General features: G+C 64.7%; 23 protein-coding genes. 12 read left to right on the top strand and 11 right to left on the bottom strand.

What is annotated here, in order from left to right; all coding sequences use genetic code 11:
- The 3 genes from L0V05_RS09345 to L0V05_RS09335 all read right to left on the bottom strand — a co-directional run bounded on the left by L0V05_RS09345 (position 1) and on the right by L0V05_RS09335 (position 3,026).
- Positions 1 to 1,071 carry an ABC transporter ATP-binding protein gene (locus L0V05_RS09345; RefSeq protein WP_255683689.1) on the bottom strand — a complete coding sequence of 357 codons (1,071 nt, stop codon included), beginning with the start codon at positions 1,069 to 1,071 and terminating at the stop codon, positions 1 to 3.
- Between the two features lie 74 nt (positions 1,072 to 1,145).
- The gene (locus tag L0V05_RS09340; RefSeq protein WP_234869839.1) at positions 1,146 to 2,597 is read right to left on the bottom strand and encodes an amidase; all 1,452 of its coding nucleotides are present in this window, start codon (positions 2,595 to 2,597) and stop codon (positions 1,146 to 1,148) included.
- A gap of 102 nt (positions 2,598 to 2,699) precedes the next feature.
- Positions 2,700 to 3,026, bottom strand: coding sequence for a DUF6476 family protein (locus L0V05_RS09335; RefSeq protein ID WP_234869838.1), 327 nt, complete (start codon positions 3,024 to 3,026; stop codon positions 2,700 to 2,702).
- On the opposite strand from L0V05_RS09335, the gene L0V05_RS09330 reads away from it, so the two are divergent.
- From L0V05_RS09330 to L0V05_RS09320, 3 genes are all read left to right on the top strand, one after another.
- Positions 3,013 to 4,065 carry an RluA family pseudouridine synthase gene (locus L0V05_RS09330; protein WP_234869837.1) on the top strand — a complete coding sequence of 351 codons (1,053 nt, stop codon included), beginning with the start codon at positions 3,013 to 3,015 and terminating at the stop codon, positions 4,063 to 4,065. The genes L0V05_RS09335 and L0V05_RS09330 overlap by 14 nt on opposite strands.
- 148 nt (positions 4,066 to 4,213) lie before the next feature.
- Positions 4,214 to 5,110, top strand: coding sequence for an RNA polymerase sigma factor RpoH (rpoH, locus tag L0V05_RS09325; RefSeq protein ID WP_234869836.1), 897 nt, complete (start codon positions 4,214 to 4,216; stop codon positions 5,108 to 5,110).
- A gap of 159 nt (positions 5,111 to 5,269) precedes the next feature.
- Complete coding sequence (locus L0V05_RS09320) at positions 5,270 to 6,262, top strand: Gfo/Idh/MocA family protein (protein ID WP_234869835.1); 993 nt, start codon at positions 5,270 to 5,272, stop codon at positions 6,260 to 6,262.
- 9 nt (positions 6,263 to 6,271) lie between these two features.
- Here L0V05_RS09320 and L0V05_RS09315 read toward each other — a convergent pair whose 3' ends face one another.
- From L0V05_RS09315 to L0V05_RS09295, 5 genes are all read right to left on the bottom strand, one after another.
- A complete protein-coding gene (locus tag L0V05_RS09315) occupies positions 6,272 to 6,748 on the bottom strand; it encodes a GNAT family N-acetyltransferase (RefSeq protein WP_234869834.1) in 477 nt (158 codons plus the stop codon).
- Positions 6,745 to 8,571 (bottom strand): M3 family oligoendopeptidase, encoded by a 1,827-nt coding sequence (locus L0V05_RS09310; RefSeq protein WP_234869833.1) that lies wholly within the window; start codon positions 8,569 to 8,571, stop codon positions 6,745 to 6,747. Before L0V05_RS09310 ends, L0V05_RS09315 begins: the two co-directional genes overlap by 4 nt.
- 165 nt (positions 8,572 to 8,736) lie before the next feature.
- A complete protein-coding gene (locus tag L0V05_RS09305) occupies positions 8,737 to 10,335 on the bottom strand; it encodes an OpgD/OpgG family glucan biosynthesis protein (protein ID WP_234869832.1) in 1,599 nt (532 codons plus the stop codon).
- A 105-nt stretch (positions 10,336 to 10,440) separates the two neighbouring features.
- Positions 10,441 to 12,063: an ATP-dependent DNA ligase gene (locus tag L0V05_RS09300; RefSeq protein ID WP_234869831.1), complete on the bottom strand. Its 1,623-nt coding sequence runs from the start codon at positions 12,061 to 12,063 to the stop codon at positions 10,441 to 10,443.
- A 76-nt stretch (positions 12,064 to 12,139) separates the two neighbouring features.
- On the bottom strand, positions 12,140 to 13,174 hold the full coding sequence (locus L0V05_RS09295; RefSeq protein WP_234869830.1) for a ligase-associated DNA damage response exonuclease: 1,035 nt from the start codon (positions 13,172 to 13,174) through the stop codon (positions 12,140 to 12,142).
- Positions 13,175 to 13,317: 143 nt separating this feature from the next.
- Here L0V05_RS09295 and L0V05_RS09290 point away from each other — a divergent pair, with 143 nt between their 5' ends.
- Genes L0V05_RS09290 through L0V05_RS09275 form a run of 4 tightly spaced genes read left to right on the top strand, consistent with a single transcriptional unit; the run spans position 13,318 to position 17,280 of the window.
- Positions 13,318 to 14,748: a circularly permuted type 2 ATP-grasp protein gene (locus tag L0V05_RS09290; protein ID WP_406565969.1), complete on the top strand. Its 1,431-nt coding sequence runs from the start codon at positions 13,318 to 13,320 to the stop codon at positions 14,746 to 14,748.
- Positions 14,749 to 14,752: 4 nt separating this feature from the next.
- Positions 14,753 to 15,706: an alpha-E domain-containing protein gene (locus L0V05_RS09285; RefSeq protein ID WP_234869829.1), complete on the top strand. Its 954-nt coding sequence runs from the start codon at positions 14,753 to 14,755 to the stop codon at positions 15,704 to 15,706.
- Positions 15,703 to 16,512 (top strand): transglutaminase family protein, encoded by an 810-nt coding sequence (locus tag L0V05_RS09280; protein ID WP_234869828.1) that lies wholly within the window; start codon positions 15,703 to 15,705, stop codon positions 16,510 to 16,512. Before L0V05_RS09285 ends, L0V05_RS09280 begins: the two co-directional genes overlap by 4 nt.
- A 42-nt stretch (positions 16,513 to 16,554) precedes the next feature.
- Entirely contained in the window at positions 16,555 to 17,280 is a 726-nt protein-coding gene (locus L0V05_RS09275; RefSeq protein WP_234869827.1) for a proteasome-type protease, read from the top strand.
- A gap of 94 nt (positions 17,281 to 17,374) precedes the next feature.
- Here the strand turns inward: L0V05_RS09275 and L0V05_RS09270 are convergent, their stop codons facing one another.
- Positions 17,375 to 18,310: an alpha/beta fold hydrolase gene (locus tag L0V05_RS09270; protein ID WP_234869826.1), complete on the bottom strand. Its 936-nt coding sequence runs from the start codon at positions 18,308 to 18,310 to the stop codon at positions 17,375 to 17,377.
- Between the two features lie 3 nt (positions 18,311 to 18,313).
- Positions 18,314 to 18,601 (bottom strand): SCP2 sterol-binding domain-containing protein, encoded by a 288-nt coding sequence (locus L0V05_RS09265; RefSeq protein WP_234869825.1) that lies wholly within the window; start codon positions 18,599 to 18,601, stop codon positions 18,314 to 18,316.
- A gap of 67 nt (positions 18,602 to 18,668) precedes the next feature.
- Here L0V05_RS09265 and L0V05_RS09260 point away from each other — a divergent pair, with 67 nt between their 5' ends.
- The 5 genes from L0V05_RS09260 to L0V05_RS09240 all read left to right on the top strand — a co-directional run bounded on the left by L0V05_RS09260 (position 18,669) and on the right by L0V05_RS09240 (position 23,686).
- Positions 18,669 to 19,229, top strand: a complete 561-nt coding sequence (locus L0V05_RS09260; protein WP_406565963.1) for a tetratricopeptide repeat protein — start codon at positions 18,669 to 18,671, stop codon at positions 19,227 to 19,229.
- Between the two features lie 21 nt (positions 19,230 to 19,250).
- On the top strand, positions 19,251 to 22,172 hold the full coding sequence (locus L0V05_RS09255) for a helicase-related protein (RefSeq protein ID WP_234869824.1): 2,922 nt from the start codon (positions 19,251 to 19,253) through the stop codon (positions 22,170 to 22,172).
- An 18-nt stretch (positions 22,173 to 22,190) separates the two neighbouring features.
- Positions 22,191 to 22,490: an RNA-binding S4 domain-containing protein gene (locus L0V05_RS09250; protein WP_234869823.1), complete on the top strand. Its 300-nt coding sequence runs from the start codon at positions 22,191 to 22,193 to the stop codon at positions 22,488 to 22,490.
- A 52-nt stretch (positions 22,491 to 22,542) separates the two neighbouring features.
- Entirely contained in the window at positions 22,543 to 22,881 is a 339-nt protein-coding gene (gene fdxA, locus L0V05_RS09245) for a ferredoxin FdxA (protein WP_234869822.1), read from the top strand.
- A gap of 295 nt (positions 22,882 to 23,176) precedes the next feature.
- Complete coding sequence (locus L0V05_RS09240) at positions 23,177 to 23,686, top strand: CarD family transcriptional regulator (protein WP_234869821.1); 510 nt, start codon at positions 23,177 to 23,179, stop codon at positions 23,684 to 23,686.
- A 71-nt stretch (positions 23,687 to 23,757) separates the two neighbouring features.
- Here the strand turns inward: L0V05_RS09240 and cobS are convergent, their stop codons facing one another.
- The gene (cobS, locus tag L0V05_RS09235; protein WP_234869820.1) at positions 23,758 to 24,513 is read right to left on the bottom strand and encodes an adenosylcobinamide-GDP ribazoletransferase; all 756 of its coding nucleotides are present in this window, start codon (positions 24,511 to 24,513) and stop codon (positions 23,758 to 23,760) included.
- Positions 24,514 to 24,543: the final 30 nt, after the last annotated feature.

Genomic DNA, 24,543 nt, shown 5'->3' with positions numbered 1-24,543 from the left:
TCAATCCTCCAGGACGCGCGCGGCGCCCGGTGCAAAGCGTAGGCCGACCGACTGGCCCTGCTGGAGCCCCGCCTCGCCCGAGGCCGGGCTTTGCAGGCGCGCGACCATCTCGGTCCCGTCCTTCAGGCGCAGATGGCAATGGGTATCGGTGCCGAAATAGACGAGGCTTTCCACCGTTGCCGGAATCGTCTCTGCCGCACCGGCTTCCGCCAGCCGAACCTGTTCTGGCCGGATGACCACCGTGACCTTGCCTTTGCGGCCTTCGGCGCCCTCGACCTGGACCACGTCGCCGCTGGCAAGCGTCACGCGGCCTTCTCCCGCTTCACCCGACAGGAAATTCGTCTCGCCGATGAAGTCGGCGACAAAGCGGTTCACCGGACGGGTGTAGATTTCGCGCGGCCCGCCGATCTGCTGGATGTGGCCCGCGCTCATGACCGCGATGCGGTCCGACATCGTCAGCGCCTCTTCCTGATCGTGAGTCACGAAGATGAAGGTGATGCCCGTTTCGGTCTGCAGCCGCTTCAGTTCCAGCTGCATCTCCTTGCGCAACTTGTAGTCGAGTGCCGAGAGCGGCTCGTCCAGCAGCAGGACCTTCGGCTGCGGCGCCAGCGCCCTGGCCAGCGCCACCCGCTGCTGCTGGCCACCGGACAGTTGCGAGGTCTTGCGCCCCGCCATTGCCTCAAGCTTCACCAAGGCCAGCATCCGCTCGACTGTCTTGGTAATCTCGGCCCTGGGCCGCCCGAGCATCTCGAGCCCGAAGGCGATGTTCTGGGCCACGCTCAGATGCGGGAACAGCGCATAGCTCTGGAACACCGTGTTGACCGGGCGCTTGTTCGGCGGGTCGTTGGTGATGTCCTTGCCGTCCAGCAGGATCTGGCCCGAAGTCGGCGTCTCGAAGCCCGCGATCAGGCGCAGGAGCGTCGTCTTGCCGCAACCCGACGGTCCGAGCAGCGTAAAGAACTCAGCCTTCCTGATCTGGATCGAAACATCATCAAGCGCCCGGACCGCGGTTTCGCCCTGTCCGAAGGCTTTCACGGCGTTGCGGGCTTCCACCGCGACGTCTGTGGTCAATGGCCTAACTCCCCGGCTTTTTGATCATATGCTACGGGCCAGCTTTCGGCTTTGGCAAGCCCATAGCGACAGGATCAAGCATGAACCGGTGCCCGGCGCCCGATCCATGGGCGGGCCGCTTCCAATTCGGCACAAAGCGCGATGAGCTGTTCGTCGGCACCAAAGCGTGCGGCGAGATGCACGCCGACCGGAAGGCCATCGGGCGTCCAGTGCAGGGGAAGCGAGGCGGCAGGCTGGCCGCTGGCGTTGAAGACGGCGCAGAAGGGCGAATAGGCAAAGATGCCGTGGGGGCCGGTGCGGTAAGCCACATAATCCTCGGTATCATGCGAGAACCGCCCGACCTTTGCCGGTGGCTCCGCCAGCGTGGCCGACAGCAGAATATCCGGGCCGATCCCGTCCTCGGGGTCGAAAAAGGCCGCCATCTCCCGCCCGAAATCATGGATCTTGCCCACCGCCTCCAGATAGCGATCCGGGGCGAGCGAGGCGGCATGTGCCACGGCCCCCCGCCCGACGCCCTCGACAAGGTCGGGCGTCAGCGGTCTGCCGCCCAACGCCTTGCGGATACCCAGAGCGGTCCCGATCGCGACGATGTCGGTCCAGGCGCTCATCATGCCCGGGACGTCCGCAGTCGGCCGCCCGTGTTCGACGTGGTGGCCGAGACCGGACAGAAGTGCCGCCGCCTCATGCACCGCCTTGCGGCACGCGGGATCAATGGGTGTTCCGGTAAAGGTGGTCTCGCAGACCGCGATTCGCAGGCGGCGCGGCGGACGCGAGATCGCGGCGGCATAGCCCCGGCCAAGCGGTGGCGCCCAGTAGGGCGCGCCAAGATCTGCGCCTTCGCAGGCGTCAAGCATCGTTGCCGTGTCGCGCACCGACTTGGTGAGGAACCCGTCGATGGCCATGCCGGCCCAGCCTTCGCCGGCATAGGGTCCGTCCGGCAATCGCGCACGCGTCGGCTTGAAGCCGAACAGCCCGCAGGACGAGGCCGGGATCCGAACCGACCCGCCACCATCCGAGCCATGCGCGAACGGCACGATCCCAGCCGCAACAGCCGCTCCCGCGCCGCCCGAGGAACCGCCAGATGTATGGTCAAGGTTCCAGGGGTTCCGGGTCGGTCCGCCATAGACGGCCGATTCGGTCGCGGCGCCGATTCCGCCTTCGGGCGAGGTGGTCCGGCCGAAGGTTGCGACCCCAGTTGCGCGCATGCGCAGCCAGATTGACGAATCCTTGCCATAGACCGTGTTGGCCAGAAGCCGTGACCCGTTATGCGATGGAAAATCCTTCGCCTCTGCGCCCAGGTCCTTCAGCAAAAAAGGCACGCCCCGGAACGGGCCACGGGGCAGGCCCTGCGCAATGGCGCGCCGAGCCACGTCTTCCTGGATCAGCACCACGGCATTCAGCTTCGGGTTCAGCCGCGTGACCGCTTCCAGCGCCTGGTCCAGCAGCTCCTCCGCAGAAACCTCTCCGCGCGCCACGAGACCCGCCACCGCGGTTGCGTCCATGCCGCCGATATCGACCATCCCCATCCGCTGCTCCTGTACGTGCCTGCGGCATTGCTGCATGCGGGCGGTGGCAATGCCCATCCGTTTCCGCCACCCGCCGTCGCATTTGCGCAGCGCCCCTTGCGTTCAGCCGCCTGTCCGGATTTGGACCGTCTGTTTCAGCGCGCCGGTCAGGCGGTCGAAGATCAGGATCCGGTCATCGGCTGTCACCACCGCGATCCAGCCTTTGCCTTGCGTGAAGGCCGTGGCGCTTGCGCCTTCCGGCAGGCGAATGTCGGCAGGCAGCGGCGGTAGCCCCCCCGGCGCCTTCGGCATCCGGGTGACAAGCAGCCCGACGACGGTTATGACCCCCACGATCATCGTGATCGTCAGCAGGATGACGAGCGCCTTGAGAAATTTCAGGCTGGGCGGAAGCCCTTCCGCCGCCGGAGCAGCATCGATGTCCGATTTCATGCCAGAGGCCCGCATCCTGTCGGTGGTGATCGGGGCAGCACCCCCCGACCGCCTTGATAAGGCGCTCGCGCGTGACGTGCCAGAGGAAGCGGCGCTGTCGCGCTCGCGTCTTGCAGGGATGATCGCCGAGGGGGCGGTGACCCGGGAAGGGCGGGTGCTGGCCGATCCCAAGACCCGCGTATCCGAAGGCGACGTGATCGAGATTGCCATCGAGGATGCCGTCGAGACCGCGACGCAGGCCGAGGACATCCCCCTGACAATCCTTTGGGAGGATGATGATCTGATCGTCATCGACAAACCGGTCGGCATGGTCGTCCATCCCGCACCGGGCTCGTCCTCGGGCACGCTCGTCAATGCGCTACTTCACCATTTCGGCGGTCGCCTCTCGGGCGTAGGGGGCGAGAAGCGACCAGGTATCGTCCACCGCATCGACAAGGACACGTCGGGCCTTCTGGTCGTGGCCAAGTCCGACCGGGCCCATCATGGGCTGGCTGCGCAGTTCGAGGCGCACAGCGTCGAGCGGCACTACCTTGCCCTTGTTCACGGCGTACCTGACGCCGCCGACCCGCGCCTGCGGGGCATCCGTGGTGTCAGCTTCGAATCCGGCGGCATCCTGAAGATCGCCACCCAGCTTGCGCGGCACCGCACTGATCGACAGCGGCAGGCGGTGACCGAAGGCGGGGGCCGCCACGCCGTAACGCGTGCCCGCGTCGTGGAGCAGTTCGGCGCCCCGCCTGCCGCGGGGCTTGTCGAATGCTGGCTGGAAACCGGCCGGACCCATCAGATCCGGGTGCACTTGTCCCATGTCGGCCATGCCCTGATCGGCGACCAGACTTATGGTGGCCGTCGTCGCCTCGCCGCGAAGGCGGTGGGTGACGTCGCTGCCATGGCGGCGAACAGCTTTCCGCGTCAGGCGCTCCATGCCGCGACGCTTGGCTTCGCGCATCCGGTGACAGGGGAATGGCTGCAGTTTGCCTCGCCTTTGCCGTCCGACATGGAAGATCTGATCCGATTGTTACGCGCAGTCACTTCCGCATGAGCGCACGAAGTCAGGTCTTTCACTGCAACGGAAAGCGGTTCATATTTTGTTAAACCGATTGGTTCACTTCCTACTTGATCAGGGAAGTTCGCATTCCTAAGTCCACGGTTTCCGCGGCGTCAGAACCGAAGCGGAACGAGGAGGGTCGATGAGCACTTACACCAATCTGCCTGCCCCCAGTCCCGAACAGGGCCTGAACCGGTATCTGCAGGAAATCCGCAAGTTTCCGCTGCTGGAACCGGAAGAAGAATACATGCTCGCCAAGCGGTGGGTCGATCACGAGGATCCGGCCGCGGCGCACAAGCTGGTGACAAGCCATCTGCGGCTCGCCGCCAAGATCGCCATGGGTTATCGCGGCTATGGCCTGCCCCAGGCCGAGGTGATTTCCGAGGCCAATGTCGGCCTGATGCAAGCCGTCAAGCGTTTCGATCCCGAGAAGGGCTTCCGCCTGGCGACCTATGCCATGTGGTGGATCCGCGCTTCGATCCAGGAATACATCCTGCGGTCCTGGAGCTTGGTGAAGCTTGGCACCACTTCGGCACAGAAGAAGCTGTTCTTCAACCTGCGCAAGGCCAAGGCCAAGCTCGGGGCATTGGAAGAGGGTGACCTGCGCCCCGAGAACGTGGCCCAGATCGCCAAGGACCTGAACGTGACCGAAACCGAGGTCATCGACATGAACCGCCGTCTCGCGGGCTCCGACGCCTCGCTGAACGCGACAGTTGGCTCGGATGGGGAAGGCACGACGCAGTGGCAGGACTGGCTCGAGGACGAGGACGCTGACCAGGCCGGCGCCTATGCCGAGCGCGACGAGCTTGACGCACGCCGCGAGTTGCTGGTGCAGGCCATGGGCGCCCTGAACGAGCGCGAACGCGACATCCTTGTACAGCGGCGACTGTCGGACAACCCGGTGACGCTAGAGGAACTGTCGGAAAGCTACGGCGTCAGTCGCGAGCGCATCCGCCAGATCGAGGTCCGCGCTTTCGAGAAACTCCAGTCGAAGATGAAGGAACTGGCCCGCGGCAAGGGCATGCTGATCGACGCTTAGGCCAAGCCAAAGATTTTTCTACGAAAAATCAAGGAATGAGCCAGGCGAAGCGATATCTTCCATAGAGAAATCGCATCAGCGGCGCCCATTTACCGTTTCCCACACCCGCGACGCTCGGATAGCGTCGCGGGTGTTTCCATGTCGAGGGAGGGATTAGAAATGACACGCGTCGTCAACTGGGGCGTCCTCGGCGCCGCGAATTTCGCCAGGGAACAGATGGCTCCGGCCATCCATGCCGCCGAAGGCGCCCGCTTCCTTGCGCTCGCCACTTCGGACCCCGCGAAGGCTAAGCCCTTCCTGGCCTTCAATCCCGATCTCAAAGTGCATTCGAGCTACGACGCGCTGCTCTCCGATCCCGAGATCGACGCGGTCTACATTCCGCTGCCGAATACGCTCCATGTCGAATGGACGAAGAAGGCGCTTCTCTCGGGCAAGCATGTGCTGACCGAAAAACCGCTGACCATGAAGGCGTCGGAATTCGACGAGATCATCAGCCTGCGAGACAAAACCGGGCTGCTGGCCGCCGAGGCGTTCATGATCATCCAGCACCCGCAATTCCTGCGGGCCAAGCAATATGTTGACGAAGGCGCAATCGGCCGGGTCGAGCATGTCGATAGCGCCTTCAGCTACGACAACCGCACCGATCCCGGCAACATCCGCAACCGTCCCGAAACCGGTGGCGGTAGCCTGCCCGATATCGGCGTCTATACCATTGGCTCGGCCCGTTTCGTGACAGGCGCGGAACCACTGCTCGATACGCTGACCGCCCGCATCCGCACCGAGAACGGCGTCGATGTCTTTGCCCAGATCGAGGGCGAGTTCGAAGGGCCGCAGGGCCGCTTCACATATGGTTCGATGACTTCGATGCGTCTCTTCGTCCGGCAGGAGGTGACGTATCACGGCACGAAGGGCCTTATCCGTCTGACCGCCCCCTACAACGCCAACGTCTACGGCGAGGCGCGTGTGGAACTGCACCGCCCCGGCCTGTCGGTTACCGTCGACCGCTTCCCCGATGCGCGGCAGTACAAGCTGCAGGTCGAGGCCTTCAGCCGCTCGGTCGTGACCGGCGAACCCTATCCCTGCCCGCTCGAATGGAGCCGCAAGACGCAGGAGATGATCGACCGCGTGTTCGAGGTCGCCAAGCCGATCTGAGAAACCGGGTCAGGCCGGGATCGCAAGCCGCATGACATGCTGCGGCCCCGACCGCCCGCCCAGATAAAGCTCGCCCTCGTCGAGGAAACCGGCCCGCAGATAGGCGCTTCGGGCGGCAGAGTTTCGGACATTCACGGTCAGCACGATCGAAGCCGTGCCGGGATGTGCGGTTGCGACCAGCCCGGGCAGGGCCGCCATCGCCGCCCGACCCAGCCCGCGCCCTTGCTGTTTCGCGTCGATCAGAAGTGAGCGCAGGACGACATCCCCGGCGCGCGCATAGGGGTGCTCGCCCGACAGGTTTCGGTCGAGAACGAAAAAGCCGACAACGATGCCGTCCGCGACGACAGCCCATGCCCCTTCGCCCGGGCCAAGCGCCGCAAGCCGCGCGACAGGCTCAGCCGTGAAGGCGTCCGGTCCGGGACCAAGCGCAAGATGGGCGATCCGCGCCCCGTCGCCGGGAAACAGCCGTTCGAATCCGACGCTCACGCTTCGATCTGTTCCAGCTCGTCAATGAAGCCTGCGATCATCGACAGGCCCTTGTCCCAGAACTTCGGATCGGTCGCATCCAGGCCGAAGGGCGCCAGAAGCTCCTTGTGGTGCTTCGATCCGCCCGCCTTGAGCATGTCGAAGTAAAGGTCCTGGAATCCCGGCTTGCCCTCGGCATAGACCGCGTAAAGCGCGTTCACCAACCCGTCGCCAAAGGCATAGGCATAGACGTAGAACGGCGAATGGACGAAATGCGGGATATAAGCCCAGAAGGTCTCGTACCCGTCCATGAATTCGAACGCATCGCCAAGGCTCTGCGCCTGCACGCTCATCCAAAGCGCGTTTATGTCGTCAGGCGTGAGCTCACCCTCGCGCCGTGCCGCGTGCAGCTTGCATTCGAAATCGTAGAAGGCGATCTGGCGCACGACCGTGTTGATCATGTCCTCGACCTTGCCGGCCAGCAGCGTCTTGCGCTCGGCCGGGGTCTTTGCGCCGTCCAGAAGCTTGCGGAAGGTCAGCATCTCGCCGAACACGCTTGCCGTCTCGGCCAGCGTGAGGGGGGTGGAGGACAGAAGCTCACCCTGACCTGCCGCCAGCACCTGATGCACGCCGTGGCCAAGCTCATGGGCCAGCGTCATCACGTCGCGCGGTTTGCCGAGGTAGTTCAGCATGACGTAAGGATGCACTGTCGTGACGGTCGGATGCGCGAAGGCGCCCGGCGCCTTGCCCGGCTTCACGCCCGCATCGATCCAGCCCTTGCGGAAGAAGGGCTGTGCAAGGTCGGCCATGCGTGGATCGAAAGCCGCATAGGCATCGAGCACGGTCTTCGTCGCCTCGTCCCAGCCGACGGTCTTCGGCGTGTCGATCGGCAGGGGGGCGTTGCGATCCCAGACCTGCAGCTTGTCCAGCCCCATCCATTTGGCCTTGAGCCGGTAATAACGGTGGCTGAGCTTCGGATAGGCCGCGACGACCGCATTGCGCAGCGCCTCGACCACCTCCGGTTCGACATGGTTCGACAGGTGCCGGGCGGTCTGGGGCGTCGGCATCTTGCGCCAGCGGTCCTCGACCTCCTTCTCCTTCGCCAAAGTGTTATGAAAGCGCGAGAAGAGCTTGATATTCTTGTCGAAAACTTCAGCCAGCGCCCGCGCCCCTGCTTCGCGTTTCGTGCGGTCGGCGTCGGTCAAGAGGTTGAGCGTCGCTTCGAGGCTCAGCTCTTCCTCCTCACCCGCGACCTTGAACATCAGCCCCGCGGTCGTTTCATCGAAGAGCTTGTTCCAGGCTGAAGCTCCGACAACCGAGTTGTCGTGCAGGAACTTCTCCAGCTCGTCCGAGAGCTGATAGGGGCGCATCGCCCGCATCCGGTCGAAGACGGGCTTGTAGCGGGCAAGGTCGGCATTCTGTGCCAGCAGCCCGGCCAGATGCGCCTCGTCCAGGCGGTTGAACTCCAGCGTGAAAAACACCAGCGGCGTGGTCGCGTTGGTGATCCTGTCCTGAGCGTCGGCCATGAACTTGGCGCGCTCGCTGTCCATGGTGTTCTGGTAATAGCGCAGGCCCGCATAGGACATGATCCGCCCGGCGGTCACGTCGATCGCCTCGTAGCGACGGACGCAATCGAGCAGGCCCGACGCATCGAGCGTTGCAAGCTTGCCTGCGTAGTCGGCGGCGAAGCTTGCACAGTCGGTCTCGACCTGCGCCATGTCCCGCTCGAACTCCGGCGCGTCCGGCGCGGCATAGAGATCGGTCAGGTCCCAGTCCGGCAGGTCGCCCTGACCGCCGCTGACGGCATTGGCTTCAAAAACGGGGCGGGACAGGGGAAGCGTCATGGGAACCTCATTGCGTGGCCTGCCCCGATCTAGGGGGCGGGGCAGGGAAAAGACAACCCGCCCTGCCGCAAAGACCAGAGCAAAAGCGCGTCATCGCGTCTTCTTCTGTTCTCAAATATCCTCCGGGGGTGTGGGGGTGGAAAACCCCCACTCCACCGCCGAGCGTCAGGGCGACATCGCCAAGATGCGGTCCATCTGCGACGGGAAAAGCTGCAGCAGAAGCGTCTCGGTCTTGGCCTTGTCCTCGTGGCTGACAAACAGCCGGATGTCGATCGGTGTGTCGTCCCCTGTTGGTACATCGGCGAAATCGAGATCGAACATCGCGCGCCAATAATCGGTGCTGACTACCGGATAGGCCACCTCTTTCGAGACCTTCCCCCGCGATGTCGTGACGTTGACGGTCACGCCGTCGCCGCGGCCCAGACCTTCGAGTCCGGTCCCTTCGAAATCGCAGGCCACCCGCACGGTCTTCGGCGGGCGCGGCTGACCGGGAATGCCGCCCGAGCCGATGCGCACGGCAATGAAACGGGCCGAGATCGGGGGAACCGGGCTGTTTTCCATCCAGGTCAGGCGATAGGACAGGTCATAGCTTTTGCCTGCCTTCGCGGCCGGGCCGGGTTGCCAGAAGGCCACGATGTTGTCGTGAATCTCGTCATTGGTCGATAGCTCCACGAGCGTGACACTACCGTCGCCCCAGTCTCCCTTGGGTTCGACCCAGACGCTTGCGCGCTTTTCATAAAAGACGCCATCATCTTGATATTGCTGGAAATCGCGCTCTCGCTGCATCAGGCCAAAGCCTTTCACGTTCGGCGAAACAAAGTTGTTCACCATCGTGCGCGGCGGGTCGTTCAGTGGCCTCCAGATGCGCTCGCCTGTGCCGGTGATGATCTCGAGCCCATCGCTGTCATGGATCTCGGGGCGCCAGTCCGCGGCGGCGAAGCGGTTGTGCTTGCCATACCAGAACATCGAGGTCAGCGGAGCGATGCCCAGCCGCGCGACATCGGCGCGAAGATAGATCGTGGCCGTCACGTCCTGGATCACGCCATGGTCGCGATGCGAGATGATCTGATAGGCACCGGTCACGCTCTGGCTTTCCATCAGCGCCCAGATGGTAATCGCCCCGTCGGTGGACGGTTCCAGCCAGAACCTGGTGAAAAGCGGGAATTCCTCGGGGCGGTCCGACATACCGCTGTCGATGGCAAGACCGCGAACCGACATGCCGAACTGGCCGCTGTAGCCAGACGTCCGCCAGTAAGAGGCGCCGAGCAGTGCCATCCAGTCGAGGCCGGTCTTGGCATCCATGACGTGGAAACCCGCGAAGCCAGTGGTATGGGTCAGGTTCCGGGCCGGATTGTCTTCTGGGATGTCAAAGAGGTCGAGCGAGAAAGGCCATTCCGTCGCCATCCCGTTCTCGACCGTGTGGATGCGGACCGGGGTCTTGAAATAGCGGCCCGGGAAGAAGGGCTGCACCGGCGAGGTGTTGCCCTGGTTCAGCCAAAGCGTGTGCTCCTTGCGGAAGGTGATCTGGTTGTGGCGGTCGTAGTCGATCTCTTCCAGCACCTTGTCGTCGGGGATCTTCGGCGCGGTCCAGGGCTGCTGTGCCAGGGTCCGGGCCATCTCCTTCAGGATGTCGAACGAGAAGGGGGTCGGCTCGCTTGCGGCTCCGGCGGTTTGGGCGCGCGCGGCGCGCGGCAGCAGGAAAAAGCCGCCGGCAGCCAGAGCGGCTTGCAGAATGTCACGACGGTCGGGTCGGAAGCTGTCCACGACGAACTCCTTGCAGTCAGGGTGGCAGGACCGGGCCAATCCATGCCCGGTGCCCGATTCGCATCGCCACCAGATAGCAAGCGGCAGGCGGCGCGTGAACAGTCGTCACGCGCCCGTGTTCGAAGGTTGACCGCGGTCGCTCACCGAGGCGAGCAGCGCCTTGAGCCCGTCAAGGGTGTCGATCTCGGCGACCGGCTTGTCCCTCCGCCAGCGCAGCATTCGCGGGAAGCGAAGGGCGATCCCCGACTTGTGGCGAGAGGACGCCTGGATGCCTTCGAACGCCAGCTCGAACACCAGTTCCGGCGTGACCCGCCGCACCGGGCCAAATCGTTCGAGAGTATTCTGCCGAACCCAACGGGTGATCTCGGCGAACTCGTCGTCGGTCAGGCCTGAATAAGCCTTTGCGAAGGGGACAAGGTGATCGCCGTCACGGACCGCAAAAGTGAAGTCGGTGAAAAGCGAGGCTCGGCGGCCGTGCCCGGCCTGCGCATAGAGCATGACGGCATCGACGGTGAAGGGATCGAGCTTCCACTTCCACCAGTCGCCGCGCTTGCGCCCGGTGAAATAGGGCGACGTCCGGCGCTTGAGCATCAGGCCTTCGGCCACCGCCTCGCGCGCGCCGAGCCGTGTCTCCGCCAGAGCGCTCCAGTCGGTGAAGGGCACTTCCGGAGACAGACCTAGGGGTATGTCAGGGGGCAACGCGGCCACGATCGCCTCGAGTCGCGATCGGCGTTGTGCAAAGGGGGCTGCGCGCAGGTCATTGCCATCGGCCTCCAGAAGGTCATAGGCGAGCAGGCGGGCCGGAGCCTCTGCCAGGACCTTCCTGGGCACGTTCTTGCGGCCGATCCGGGTCTGAAGCGCGGCGAAGGGCAGGGGGTTGCCCGCGCCCCAGGCCAGCACCTCGCCGTCGATCACGGTTCCTTCTGGCAGGAAGTCGGCAAGCGGGGCGAATTCGGGAAAGCGGTCGGTGATGAGATCCTCGCCGCGCGACCAAAGCGCGAAGGCCCCGCGCCGGCGGACCAGCTGGCCACGGATGCCGTCCCATTTCCATTCGGCAAACCAGTCGGCAGGCGGTCCGAGTGTGGGCGCGTCCGCCTCGAGCGGCGAGGCGAGGGCAAAGGGATAGGGCTGTGCCCCTGACCCCGTTCCCTCATTCGATAGGATCAGTGCCGCATAGCTGGTCCGTGCAGGGGTCCAGTCGCCCATCAGGCGATGCGCCAGTTCTGTTTCGGGCAGGCCGGTCGCCTGGGCGAGAGCGCGGGTCATCAAGCCCTGGCTGACCCCCATGCGAAATCCGCCGGTGATGAGCTTGTTGAAGAGGAACCGCTCGTCCTGCTCCATCCCTGCCCATGCGCTCACGATGGCCGCGCGTCGCTCGTCGGCAGGATGCCCGGTCAGACGCAGCAGGGTCGTCAGGTGGTCGGAAAGGCTGCGTGTCTCCGTCTGGACGGGCGGCGGCAGGATCAGCGCGATGGTCTCGGCCAGATCGCCAACCACCGGATAGGTTTCCTCGAACAGCCAGTAGGGCAGGCCCGCAGCATCGGCCGCCCATTGCGCCAGCTCTGTCGCTGTCACGGCCCGCTTCGGGCGGCGGCCTGAGAGCAGCGCGATAGTCCAGAGCCGATCCTCTTCCGGGGCCTCGCGGAAATAGGCAGCCAGTGCCGCGGTCTTTTCCGAGGTGCGCGTGGTGGCGTCGAGCGCCGCGAAGAGCCGGGCGAAGCGCTTCATGGCTGGTCGCGACAGGGGGCTTCCTGCCCCCCGCGCCCCGCGAGGATGCTTCCGAACGAAAGAATGAAAACGGAGTTCATTCTGCTGCCGCCTCCACCAGGGGATCGGCGGGCGCTTCGATGCCTTCGCCTTCATACTCGGTCGCGACGATGCCGGCGTCGTAGCCCTGATCCGCCAGCCAGCGACGAAAGATCTGCGTATAGCCATGGGTGACATAGACCCGCGTCGCGCCGGTTTCGCGGATGGCAGTATTCAAGCCTGGCCAATCGGCGTGGTCCGACAGGACGAAGCCGGTCGAGGCGCCGCGACGGCGGCGGATCCCGCGTATCTGCATCCAGCCCGATACAAAGGCGCTGGCATAACCACCGAAGCGGTTGGCCCAGGGTGTCGCTTCGGCTCCCGGCGGGGCAATGACCAGGGCGCCGGGATGGGATTTCGCGTCGATGCCTGCCGTGACGCGGGTTGTGGCGGGCAAGGGATAGCCCTGCGCGCGCAGGATCGCCGTGGTTTCCTCGACCGCGCCATGGGTCAGGAGAGGACCGATGCCGGGATCGAGCCCCGCCATCAGCCGCTGTGCCTTCCCAAGCGCATAGGCGCCCAGGATAGACATGCGTCCTTCGGCGGCATTCGCCGCCCACCAGCGATTGATTCTTGCCATCACCTCTGGCTGCGGAGCCCATCGGAAGACCGGCAGGCCGAAGGTGCATTCGCTGATGAAGGTATGGCAGAGGACCGGCTCGAAGGGTTCGGACAGACCGTCAGGCTCAGTTTTGTAATCGCCTGAAACCACCCAGACCTCGCCCCCGCGCTCGATCCGGATCTGCGCCGAGCCGGGCACATGGCCCGCCGGATGGAACGAGACGGTGACGCCGCCGATCTGCCGGGTCTCGCCGAAGCCGATCGTCTCGAGCCGGATCGGACCAAGCCGGTGGCGAATGACCGGGGCGGCGGCATCGGTGGCAAGATAGGCGCCGTGGCCGGGCCGGGCGTGGTCGGAATGGCCGTGGGTGATGAGCGCACGACCGACCGGCCGCCAGGGGTCGATGTAGAATCCGCCCTCGGGGCAGCAGATGCCGCGGTCGGTGAAGGTCAGGAGCGGTTGCTGGGCCATGAGCCAAGGATAGCGTCTGGCGCGAACACGGCCAGCGGCTGCGATTGCCCAAAAAAGTGGCGAATGCACATGTCGCACCCTTGATTGGTGGTTTGGGGCCTTTCGCGGCGCATGTCGGGCTGATTAACTGGCTTCAGGGACCGATGGGGGAAGCCTCTGCTTTGACCACCTACTTCAACGAGATGTACCAGAGCGACACCGTCCGACTGCCGTATGCGCGGCTCGAGGACTGGACCCGTTCGATGCCCGCTGAATTGCGCCAGATGAAACAGGCCGAGGCGGAATCGCTGTTCCGCCGGATCGGGATTACCTTCGCCGTCTATGGCGAGGGGGGCGACCCGGACCGGCTGATCCCCTTCGACATGTTTCCGCGCGTCTTCACCAATGCTGAATGGACCCGGCTGGAACGCGGAATCAAGCAGCGGGCGCGGGCGCTGAACGCCTTCCTTCTTGATGTCTATGGCCGGGGCGAGATCGTGCGCGCGGGGCGCATTCCGGCGCGGCTCGTCTATCAGAACGACGCCTATGAAAAGGCCGTGGCGGGGATCGTGCCGCCCAAGGGCGTCTACTCTCATATTGTCGGGATCGACCTCGTGCGGACCGGCCCGGACGAGTTCTTCGTGCTCGAGGACAACTGCCGCACGCCTTCGGGCGTCAGCTACATGCTGGAAAACCGCGAGATCATGATGCGGATGTTCCCTGAACTGTTCCGCGAGAACCGCATCGAACCGGTGGACCGCTACCCCGACCTCCTGCGCCGGACGCTGGCCAGCGTGGCGCCGCCGAAATGCAACAGCGAGCCGACAATCGTCATCCTGACACCGGGCCATTTCAACAGTGCCTATTACGAACACAGCTTCCTTGCCGACTTGATGGGTGTCGAACTGGTCGAGGGGCAGGATCTGTTCGTCGAGGGCGAATTCGTCTGGATGCGCACGACCGAAGGCCCGCGCAAGGTGGACGTGATCTATCGCCGGATCGACGACGCCTATATCGACCCGCTGTGCTTCCGCCCGGATTCGATGCTGGGTGTGCCGGGACTGATGGATGTCTACCGATCGGGCGGCGTCTCGATCTGCTCGGCGCCGGGGGCCGGTGTCGCCGACGACAAGGCCGTGTACACCTTCGTGCCCGAGATGATCCGCTTCTATCTGGGCGAGGAACCGATCCTGCAGAACGTGCCCACATGGCAGTGCGCCAAGGCCGATGACTGCAAGTATGTGCTGGAGAATCTGGGCGAGCTTGTCGTGAAGGAGGTCCACGGCTCGGGCGGATACGGGATGCTCGTCGGGCCGAAATCGACCGCCGAGCAGATCGCGGGCTTTGCCGACCGGATCAAGGCCGACCCCGGAAACTACATCGCCCAGCCGACGCTGGCCCTGTCGACCGTGCCAACCTTTGTCGAGCAGGGCATCGCGCCGCGTCACGTGGACCTGCGCCCCTATTGCCTTGTCGGCGAGCGTATCGAGCTGGTCCCCGGCGGGCTGACCCGAGTGGCGCTCAAGGAGGGATCGCTGGTCGTCAACTCGTCCCAGGGCGGGGGCGTCAAGGATACCTGGGTGCTGGCGGAGTGACGATATGCTGAGCCGGACCGCAGACAATCTTTACTGGATTGCCCGTTACATGGAGCGGGCCGAGACCACGGCGCGCCTGCTGGAAGTGGGCGCGCGCATCGCGCTACTGCCCTCGTCAGGGCATGGCTACCGCAGCGAGTGGGACAGCCTGTTGCAGGCTTCGGGGACTGCCTTGGGCTTTGCCCACAAGTATGGCGACCCGGTGCAGCGCAACATCGAAAGCTACATGTTCTTCGACCGCGACAATGTTTCGTCCGTCGCCTCCTGCCTGTTTCGGGCACGGGAGAATGCGCGCATCGTGCGCACGGCGCTGACGACACAGGTGTGGGACGCGATCAATACCGCCTACCAGGAACTGCGCGAGCTTGAACGCAAACCGCGCAGCGAGCTGGAACTGAGCCGCCTGACCGAATGGACGATGCGCCATTCGGCGATGGTGCGGGGCGCGATCGACGCTACGCTTTTGCGTAACGACGGTTGGGATTTCCTGAACCTCGGCTATCATCTGGAACGGGCTGACAACACCGCGCGCCTGATGGACGTTAAATATTATGTTCTGCTGCCGCGGGTGGAGTTCGTTGGCTCGGGCCTCGACAACTACCAATGGACGACGCTGCTGCGCGCGATGTCGGCGCACCGCGCCTTCCACTGGGCCTATGGCGGCGAGGTGACGGCGCGCAAGATCGCGCATTTCCTGATCCTGAACCCGCAATGCCCGCGCTCGCTGATCTCCTGTGCTTACGGGACGAACGAGCATCTGCACCGGCTCGCGCGCGGATACGGCAGATCGACTGAGGCGCAGAGCATGGCGCGGAACATGCTGGCCGAGCTGCAGGATGGCACGGTCGAGGCGGTGTTCGACGAAGGAATGCACGAATTCCTGACCCGCTTCATCCTCGAAACCGGTCGGCTTGGTCACCTGGTGCATGAAGCCTATCTGAGCGGGGACGTGAGATGATCCTCAGCGTCGATCACAGGACAGTCTATCGCTACACGCTGCCGGTGCGCGGGATCGTGCAAAGCCATCGCCTGACGCCGTCGATCTTTGACGGACAGAAGGTGCTGGACTGGTCGGTTGAGGTCAGTGACGGCCAGAAGGGCGGCGGCTTTCGCGATGGGGCCGGGGACTGGGTGCAGGCCTGGACCGTGACCGGGCCAGTCAGCGAGGTGATCGTCTCGGTCCGCGGCAAGGTCGAGACGATAGACCTGACCGGCCTCCTGCGCGGCCATAAGGAGACGATCCCCCGCGAGGCCTATCTGAACGCCACGGCTCCGACCGAAGTCGACGCGGCTCTTGCCGAACTCGCCGCGGCTGCCGAAGGCGCAACGGATCGGCTCGACGCGGCACACCGGCTTTGTGCTGCCGTCAGCGAAGCGATAAACTACGAGCCGGGCGTCACCGCTGCGCATACGACCGCGGCCGAGGCTTTGGCCCTGGGGGAAGGCGTTTGCCAGGACCACGCCCATGCGCTGATCGCCATAGCAAGGCGCAACGATCTGCCAGCTCGCTATGTCTCGGGCTACCTGCACGCCAGCGGGGACGGCGAGCCGCACGAGGCCGCTCACGCCTGGGCCGAGGTCTGGATCGAGGGGTTGGGCTGGATCGGGTTCGATCCGGCCAATGGCTGCTGCCCGGATGAACGCTATATCCGGTTGGGGTCGGGGCTCGATGCACAGGATGCAGCGCCGATTCGTGGAATTTCGCGCGGTTCGGCGGCCGAAATCCTGGATGTGACGGTTGCAGTCCAGGCTGTCCAGCAATAGGCTCTCGCCCTGTCGCCGCAAGAGCGGCGGAAAGAGGGATGGATGACCTACTGCGTCGGACTGCTGCTCAATCAGGGCATGGTGCTTTTGTCTGACACACGCACCAATGCCGGGCTCGACAATATCGCGACCTATCGCAAGATGTTCGTTTTCGAGGTTCCGGGCGAACGGGTCATCACCATCCTGACAGCTGGCAGCCTGTCTGTGACCCAGACCACGATCGCGCGTCTCAAGGAGGCGATCGAGGACGTAGACGCGACCGAGACGACTTCGATCATGAAGGCGCCGACAATGCTTAAGGTCGCAGAGATCGTCGGCAACACGCTCGCTGCCGTACGTCGCGACATCGACGAGAAGTTGGCGGCGATGAACCAGGGCGCCTCGGCCTCGATGATCGTCGCGGGGCAGCGCCGGGGCGGGGACATGCGGATGTTCCTGATCTATCCCGAGGGCAATTTCATCGAGGCGACCGAGGATACCCCCTTCCTGCAGATTGGCGAACACAAGTATGGCAAGCCGATCCTGGACCGGGTGGTCAAACCTTCGACGAGCCTTACCGATGCCCAGAAGGCGGTGCTTCTGTCGATGGATTCAACGCTGCGGTCGAACCTGTCGGTCGGCATGCCGCTGGACCTGATGACGATCGAGAAGGACCAGTGCCGCGTCGGAACGCGGCGGCGGATCGAGGCCGGGGACGCGCAGTTCAAGGCGATGAGCGAGGCGTGGTCGAAGGCGTTGCGCGAGGGTTTCGCGCAGATCAGCATCTGAGCGGGTATCGATCGAGCCGGGAACGCTGCGTGGCCCTAGGTCCCCGGAAGGCTCTAGGAAACTCCCCTCGAGGAAAACCCGATGTGTGGCCTTGTCAGGTCGTGCTTTCGAAAAGCTGGTTCAGCGCGCCAAGCAGTCGCTCCCGAACGGGCCGCGTCTCCATCAGGATTTCGTGCTGGGCCCCCTCGACCAGATCAAGTCGGCTGCCCGGCCAACGGCGCATCCTTGTATGGATCGCCTTCGAATCGACGATCTGCTCGCGCGTGCCGAGGAAGGTGACGGCGGGCACCTTCGGCGCGGGCAACGCGCGGATCGCGCGGCATTCGCGCAGGGCCTCGGCCGCCCAGTGAAGGCTGGGGCCGCCAAGGCCGAGTTCCGGCACGTGCCGCACCTGTCGCTGAAGATAGGCGAACATGTCGGCGTCGCAGGTCAGGTGGTTCTGTTCGAAGGCAACCGTTGCCGCATAGCATTCGAGTGACGTGCCCGGCGCCAGGCGCTGGCCGAACTTGGGGATGCGCGCACTGGCCGCCAGCGCCCCGACAAAGGGGCGTATGGCGGGCTGGATACGGATGCCCCACATGGGCGCGGTCAGAACCGCTGCCTTGACCTCCAGCCCTTCGGACAGAGCGCGGAAGGCAATGCATCCGCCCATGGAATGAGCCAGCAGGAACAGCGGTTTCGGCAGGTGGAGCCGCCCGACCAGTTCGACCAGGGCCTGCAGGTCAAGCTGATAGTCACGGAACCGCCCGACATGGCCCTGCATCGCCACCGGCAGCAGGCGGTCGGCCAGCCCCTGCCCTCGCCAGTCGAGCGAGACCGAGGCAAAGCCAAGTTCGGCCAGCTCCGTTGCGGTGCGACCGTATTTTTCGGCCGATTCCGACCGGCCGGGAAGAATCAGGACCGTCCCCTTCTTCCCCTCCGGCCAGATCACCGCGCGAAGCCGCACGCCATCGGCGGCCCGGAACCACGTTGCGTGGCCGCCGGACGGCCCTTCCGCTAGCGCGGCGTGAAATGGCGCCGGCTCACGCATCGTTCAGGACAGGACCGAGCCCAGCTTCATCGCAATGCCCATCGAGCCGTCGACCTTCAGCTTGCCGGACATGAAGGCCATCGTCGGGTTCAACTTGCCTTCCAGGATCGCCCGGAACACCTCGGGCGTGGCCGTCAGCGTCACGTCGGCCTCGTCATCGCCGGCGCGTACGCCCGATCCGTCGATCATGATGGCGCCTTCGTCGGTCAGGACGAACTTCGCCACGCCGTCAAACCCTCCGGACACCCGCTTCGACAGGGCCGCCACGGCCGCCTCGATCACATCGCTCATGCATTTCCTCCAATCGTGACCGGGGAGATATGGTAATCCGCCGGTCCTCCGCTACACTTGCAATGTTATGAAAGCGCGACAGACCCTGTTCAATCGTATCGTTGCGGCATTTCTGCTTCTCGCCGCCGCGACTCTGCCTGCCATGGGGCAGACCGAGCGGCTTGACGAGCTTTTTGACAAGCTGCAGGACGCCGATCCGACCAGCGCACCCGACATAGAGCAGGAGATCTGGAACGAATGGTCCAAGAGCGGTTCGCCCGCGATGGACCTCTTGCTGATCCGCGGCCGCAAGGCGATGGAAGAAGGCGACACCCAGGCCGCCATCGAACATCTGACCGCACTGGTAGACCATGCCCCGGATTTTGCCGAAGGCTGGAATGCGCTTGCCACCGCCTATTACGATGCGGGCGAGTTCGGCCCGTCGATCGACGCGATCGCCAAGACCCTGACGCTCAATCCCCGACATTTTGGCGCTCTGTCCGGTCTGGGGATGATCTTCGAGGAGCTCGGCGACAAGCAGCGCGCCATCGCGGCCTACAAGGCGGCGCTCGAAGTTGACCCCTGGCTTCAGAACGCCAAGGAGTCGGTTGAACGGCTGGAAGCCGAAACCGGCGGACAGGAACTTTAACCCCCGAAGGCCCGAATCCCCATGCGCGAGAATGCGAGGATCGTTGCGGTCCTTGGCCCGACCAACACGGGAAAGACCCATTACGCCATCGAGCGGATGCTGGCCCATCGCACCGGCGTCATCGGCCTGCCGCTGCGCCTGCTTGCGCGCGAGGTTTATGATCGGATCGTTGCGCAGCGCGGCCCCTCGGTGGTGGCTCTGGTGACGGGTGAAGAGCGGATCGTGCCGGAGCGGACGCAGTACTGGGTCTGCACTGTCGAGGCGATGCCGCTCGAGATCGGCGCGGATTTCGTGGCTGTGGACGAGATCCAGCTCTGTGCCGATGCCGAGCGCGGGCACGTCTTCACCGACCGTCTTCTGCGGGCGCGGGGGCTGCACGAGACGCTGTTCCTCGGCTCGGAGACGATGCGCGGCGCCATTGCGGCGCTGGTGCCCCATGTGACCTTCATGAAACGGGACCGTCTGTCGCAACTTAGCTGGGCGGGTTCGAAGAAGATAAGCCGGATGCCCCCCAGAAGTGCAATCGTCGGCTTTTCGGTCGAAAATGTCTATGCCATCGCCGAGTTGATCCGCCGGCAAAAGGGTGGTTGCGCCGTGGTGATGGGGGCACTCTCGCCCCGGACCCGCAACGCGCAGGTCGCACTCTACCAGAATGGCGACGTTGATTACCTGGTCGCGACCGACGCCATCGGCATGGGGTTGAACCTCGACATTCACCACATCGCCTTTTCTGCCACCGCAAAGTTCGACGGCCGGCGGATGCGTCCGCTTTACCCGCAGGAGATCGGCCAGATCGCCGGGCGGGCAGGGCGCCACACCGACAACGGCACCTTTGGCGTTACCGGCGAGGCGCGGCCCTTCGACGAGGAGTTGATCGACGCGATCGAGAACCATCGCTTCGCCCCGGTCAAGAAGCTGCAATGGCGCAATGCCGACCTGGATTTCGGCACGTCAGCTCGGCTGATCGCCAGCCTGGAGCAGCAGACAGCAAACGACTGGCTCAGCCGGGCGCGGGACAGCGACGATGTCGTGGCGCTGAAGACACTCTCCGAGATGCCCGAGATCCGCGACCGTCTGAAAGGGCCGCAGGCGGTGCGGCTCCTGTGGGATGTGTGCCGGATTCCCGACTTCCGCTCGATTTCGGAGGCCGAGCATGCCTCGCTTCTGGCGCGGATCTGGGGGTTTCTGGCCAATGGTGGACAAGTGCCGACCGACTGGATGGCCAAGGCCATCGCCCGGATCGACCGGCAGGATGGCGACCTCGACGCGATCTCGAAGCGACTGGCCTATATCCGCACATGGACCTACGTGGCGCAGCGCAAGGGATGGGTTGCGGACGAAAGCCATTGGCGCGACGAGACTCGCGCTGTAGAAGATCGCCTGTCGGATGCGCTGCACGCCCGTCTGACCCAAAGATTTGTTGACCGGCGCACGAGCGTGCTCCTGCGCCGGCTGAAGCAGAAGGAGAGCCTCGTGGCCGAGGTGAACGACAAGGGTGAAGTGACGGTCGAGGGCGAATTCGTCGGACGTCTGGAAGGGTTCCGGTTCCGGCAGGATAGCTCAGCTTCGCCCGATGAGGCGCGCACCCTGCGCCAGGCGGCCTATGAGGCGCTCAAGCCCGAATTCCACCTGCGCGCGGACCGTTTCTACAACGCGCCGGATACCGAGCTCGACTTTACCGAGCAGGGCGGCCTCATGTGGGGCGGCTCGGCCGTGGGCAAGCTGGTGGCCGGTGGCGAGGTAATGAAGCCCCAGGTCGAGGCCTTTGTCGATGAAGAGGCGGGCTTTGACGTGGGCGAGAAGGTTCGGCGTCGCCTCCAGCACTTCATCGATCGCAAGGTGGCGACCCTGTTCGAACCTCTCCTGGCGATGGGCCGGGACGAGACGCTGACAGGACTTGCGCGCGGTTTCGCCTTCCGCCTGACCGAGGCGCTTGGCGTGCTGCCGCGCGACGGGATTGCTGACGAGGTGAAGGCGCTGGATCAGGAGGCGCGCTCGGCGCTGCGCAAGCATGGCGTGCGCTTCGGCCAATACACGATCTTTCTCCCGGCGCTGCTGAAGCCGGCTGCGACCCGGCTGCGGCTGGTGCTGCGCTCGCTGGCCGACGGATTGCAGGAATTTCCCGAAAGTCCGCCGCCGGGGTTGGTGACCATTCCGAACATTGCCGATGTGCCACGCGCCCATTACACTCTGGCCGGTTACCATCCGGCGGGGACCCGGGCGATCCGCATCGACATGCTGGAGCGTCTCGCGGACCTGCTGCGCGCCAAGGACAGCCGCGCGGGCTTCGAGGCGACGCCCGAGATGCTGTCGATCACCGGCATGACGCTCGAGCAGTTCAGCGACCTGATGGGCGGTCTCGGCTACCGCGGCGACAAAGGCGAGCGGCCGAAGAGCCGGCCCGCCACCGCGGAAAACGCTCCGGCCGCTGCCGTTGAAGGCGAAGCAGAGGCCCAAGCCGCATTGACCGAGCCGGTCGCCATTGCAGAACCGGCCACAGAGGTGCCCGCGGAAGCCCCGGCCGCTGTCGAGTCAGCAGCTGAGCCGGTCGCGGTCGAGACCGAGGTCTATTACACCTTCACCTGGGCGCCGCGCCCCAGAGGCGGGCAGGGACGTGATCAGCAGCGCAACCAGCGTGGCGAGAGGAACCGTCCGCAGGCGGCTGCCGGCGAGGCGCCGCAGGGCGAGCGTCCGGCGCGCCCGAAGGGCGATCGGCCTGAGCGTGGCGAACGTCCGCCGCGCCCTGATCGCGGCGAAAGCCGCAAGGAAGGTCGTCCCGACCGGCCCGAGCGCGGCGGCAAGCCGCATCAAAAGGGGGGCAAGCCGAACGACCGGCCGCGCGACCACCAGCCCAAGGTGTTCGAGTCCCGTCCTCAGCGCGAGCAGAAGATCGACCCGGACAACCCCTTTGCCGTGCTGGCGGCGCTCAAGACCAAGAGCTGACCACTTGGAGACGGCCCGTTGACCGGCCCGCGCCCGACCGAGCGCATCGACAAGTGGCTTTGGCATGCGCGCTTCTTCAAGACTCGCAGCCTTGCCACAGCGGAAGTCGCGGCGGGTCATGTGCGGCTGAATGGACAGAAGATCGCCAAGCCCGCACATCCGGTGGGCGAGGGCGACACCCTCACCTTTCCTCAGGGTGGACGCATCCGGCTGATCCGGGTGCTGACCCTGGGTGCAAGGCGCGGACCGGCCAGCGAAGCACAGGCGCTCTACCTCGACCTCGATGCGACGGACGGGACGCGAAGCCCGCTTGAATGATCCGCGCCCGTGCTCTAGCTAGACGCGCGGAAGGAACGAACCGGGGCCAGCCATGACCTATGTCGTGATCGATAACTGCATCGCCTGCAAATACACCGACTGCGTCGAGGTGTGCCCGGTCGACTGCTTCTACGAAGGCGAGAACATGCTCGTCATCCATCCCGACGAGTGCATCGACTGCGGCGTCTGCGAGCCGGAATGCCCGGCTGACGCAATCCGGCCGGATACTGAGCCGGATATGGAGAAATGGGTCGAGTTCAACCGCAAGTATTCCGAGATGTGGCCGGTCATCGTGACCCGGAAGGATCCGCTCCCCGAGGCCAAGGACCGCGACGGTGAGCCTGACAAGCTGTCCAAGTACTTCTCGGAAGCTGCCGGAGCGGGCGGCTGAACGGGCGCAAGAACGAACCGATTCGCACCTGACAAAGGTGGCGATCACGACAAAATGCACAAAACCGACACTTTACGCGGGGTAAAAACTCATCGGCGTAGGGCTGCTGGAGTTGGAATCACGCCTTTTTTGTGCTATATCATTGTTACAAACAAGCACGGAGCCTGACACCGGCCCAGACTGGCTGATCTGGGGCGGCTTTCCGATGACAAATTAATCTTCATCGCCGAGGTGCCCGCCGCGGTCGATGGAATTGTTGTCGGTTCGATGGCCTCCAACCCGAGGAAGCGACTGAATGAGCAAATCGAAGAAGCCAGAGTTCCGTCCCAATGAATTCGTTGTCTACCCGGCGCATGGCGTCGGTCGGATCGTTTCGATCGAGGAACAGGAAATCGCCGGGATCAAGCTGGAACTGTTCGTCATCTCCTTCGAGAAGGACAAGATGACCCTCCGGGTTCCGACCCACAAGGCGACCGAGATCGGCATGCGCCAGCTGTCTTCGCCGGACGTGGTGACGAAGGCGCTCGATACGCTGAAGGGCAAGGCCAAGGTGAAGCGTGCGATGTGGTCGCGCCGCGCTCAGGAATACGAGCAGAAGATCAATTCGGGCGACCTCTTGTCGATCGCCGAAGTGGTGCGCGACCTGCATCGCACCGATGATCAGCGCGAGCAAAGCTATTCCGAGCGTCAGCTTTATGAGGCGGCGCTTGAGCGTCTGACCCGCGAGGTGGCCGCCGTGGCCGGCTATGACGAAGCTGGCGCGCAGAAGGCCGTGGACGACGTGCTGGTTTCGCGCGCCGCCTGATCCTCTGATCGGCTCATCCCATCGAATGACTTGCGCCGCACCCCAAGGGTGCGGCGCTTTTCATTTGTGGATCAAGGGGCAAGCATCAGCAGCATCGCGATCTCACTGACCTGCTGCGCGGCACCCAGCACGTCGCCGGTCTGGCCGCCGATCTTCGACCGGGCCACAAGCGCGACTGCGAAGGTCGCAAGCACTGCAACGAGGCTTGCATAAAGGACGTCCTTCTCCAGAAAGAGCGTCGCCAGACCAAAGGCAAGCGCTACAGCCCCGCCCGCAGCCGCAGCCGAAGGGCGGCCGACGGCATGCGACAGGCCCGCGCCTCTGGCGTTCGGCAAAGCCGCCATAAGCACCGCCATCGGCGCGCGGCTTAGCGTGGCGGCGGCGATCACCACCTGCCATTGACCCGATCCGAACAGCGCGGTCAATGCAAGCCACCGCAGGAGTACGGCCAGAACCAGTGCCAGCACGCCATAAGTGCCGATACGGCTGTCTTTCATGATTTCGAGGCGCCGCGCCCGGGTCCAGCCGCCCCAGAAACCATCGGCGACATCGGCCAGCCCGTCCTCGTGCATCGCGCCCGTCGTCACAACCTGCACCAGGATGCACAGCCCCGCGGCGGGCCCGGCGCCAAGTCCAACGGCCAGGGCCAAAGAGCCTGCGAGAGCGCCGAGGGCGCCGATGGTCAGGCCCGCCAGAGGCCAAGCCCATGCCGCTGCACCGCCCCGCATCGACGTGTTGGGGCGCATCGGGACCGGCAAGCGGGTCAAGAGCCCGACGGCCGCCTTCACATCCGCAAGCCGCGGGCGATCGTTGTCGTTCCCGGTCAAAGCAATGCCCTTTCCGTGCTGGCCCTTGTC

It is taken from the genome of Alitabrizicola rongguiensis, assembly GCF_021491355.1.
GTDB lineage: Bacteria > Pseudomonadota > Alphaproteobacteria > Rhodobacterales > Rhodobacteraceae > Aliitabrizicola > Aliitabrizicola rongguiensis.
The sequence above is the reverse complement of the archived record's forward strand: the minus strand, read 5'-3'. Positions and strand labels throughout refer to the sequence as shown.

Coding starts and splice junctions, on each gene's coding strand:
- L0V05_RS09340 (WP_234869839.1), bottom strand. CDS start 2,597: ATGGGGATGGTCGATATCGGCGGCATGGACGCAACCGCGGTGGCGGGT.
- L0V05_RS09330 (WP_234869837.1), top strand. CDS start 3,013: ATGTCCGATTTCATGCCAGAGGCCCGCATCCTGTCGGTGGTGATCGGG.
- L0V05_RS09335 (WP_234869838.1), bottom strand. CDS start 3,026: ATGAAATCGGACATCGATGCTGCTCCGGCGGCGGAAGGGCTTCCGCCC.
- rpoH (WP_234869836.1), top strand. CDS start 4,214: ATGAGCACTTACACCAATCTGCCTGCCCCCAGTCCCGAACAGGGCCTG.
- L0V05_RS09320 (WP_234869835.1), top strand. CDS start 5,270: ATGACACGCGTCGTCAACTGGGGCGTCCTCGGCGCCGCGAATTTCGCC.
- L0V05_RS09310 (WP_234869833.1), bottom strand. CDS start 8,571: ATGACGCTTCCCCTGTCCCGCCCCGTTTTTGAAGCCAATGCCGTCAGC.
- L0V05_RS09300 (WP_234869831.1), bottom strand. CDS start 12,063: ATGAAGCGCTTCGCCCGGCTCTTCGCGGCGCTCGACGCCACCACGCGC.
- L0V05_RS09295 (WP_234869830.1), bottom strand. CDS start 13,174: ATGGCCCAGCAACCGCTCCTGACCTTCACCGACCGCGGCATCTGCTGC.
- L0V05_RS09290 (WP_406565969.1), top strand. CDS start 13,318: ATGGGGGAAGCCTCTGCTTTGACCACCTACTTCAACGAGATGTACCAG.
- L0V05_RS09285 (WP_234869829.1), top strand. CDS start 14,753: ATGCTGAGCCGGACCGCAGACAATCTTTACTGGATTGCCCGTTACATG.
- L0V05_RS09280 (WP_234869828.1), top strand. CDS start 15,703: ATGATCCTCAGCGTCGATCACAGGACAGTCTATCGCTACACGCTGCCG.
- L0V05_RS09275 (WP_234869827.1), top strand. CDS start 16,555: ATGACCTACTGCGTCGGACTGCTGCTCAATCAGGGCATGGTGCTTTTG.
- L0V05_RS09270 (WP_234869826.1), bottom strand. CDS start 18,310: ATGCGTGAGCCGGCGCCATTTCACGCCGCGCTAGCGGAAGGGCCGTCC.
- L0V05_RS09265 (WP_234869825.1), bottom strand. CDS start 18,601: ATGAGCGATGTGATCGAGGCGGCCGTGGCGGCCCTGTCGAAGCGGGTG.
- L0V05_RS09260 (WP_406565963.1), top strand. CDS start 18,669: ATGAAAGCGCGACAGACCCTGTTCAATCGTATCGTTGCGGCATTTCTG.
- L0V05_RS09255 (WP_234869824.1), top strand. CDS start 19,251: ATGCGCGAGAATGCGAGGATCGTTGCGGTCCTTGGCCCGACCAACACG.
- fdxA (WP_234869822.1), top strand. CDS start 22,543: ATGACCTATGTCGTGATCGATAACTGCATCGCCTGCAAATACACCGAC.
- L0V05_RS09240 (WP_234869821.1), top strand. CDS start 23,177: ATGAGCAAATCGAAGAAGCCAGAGTTCCGTCCCAATGAATTCGTTGTC.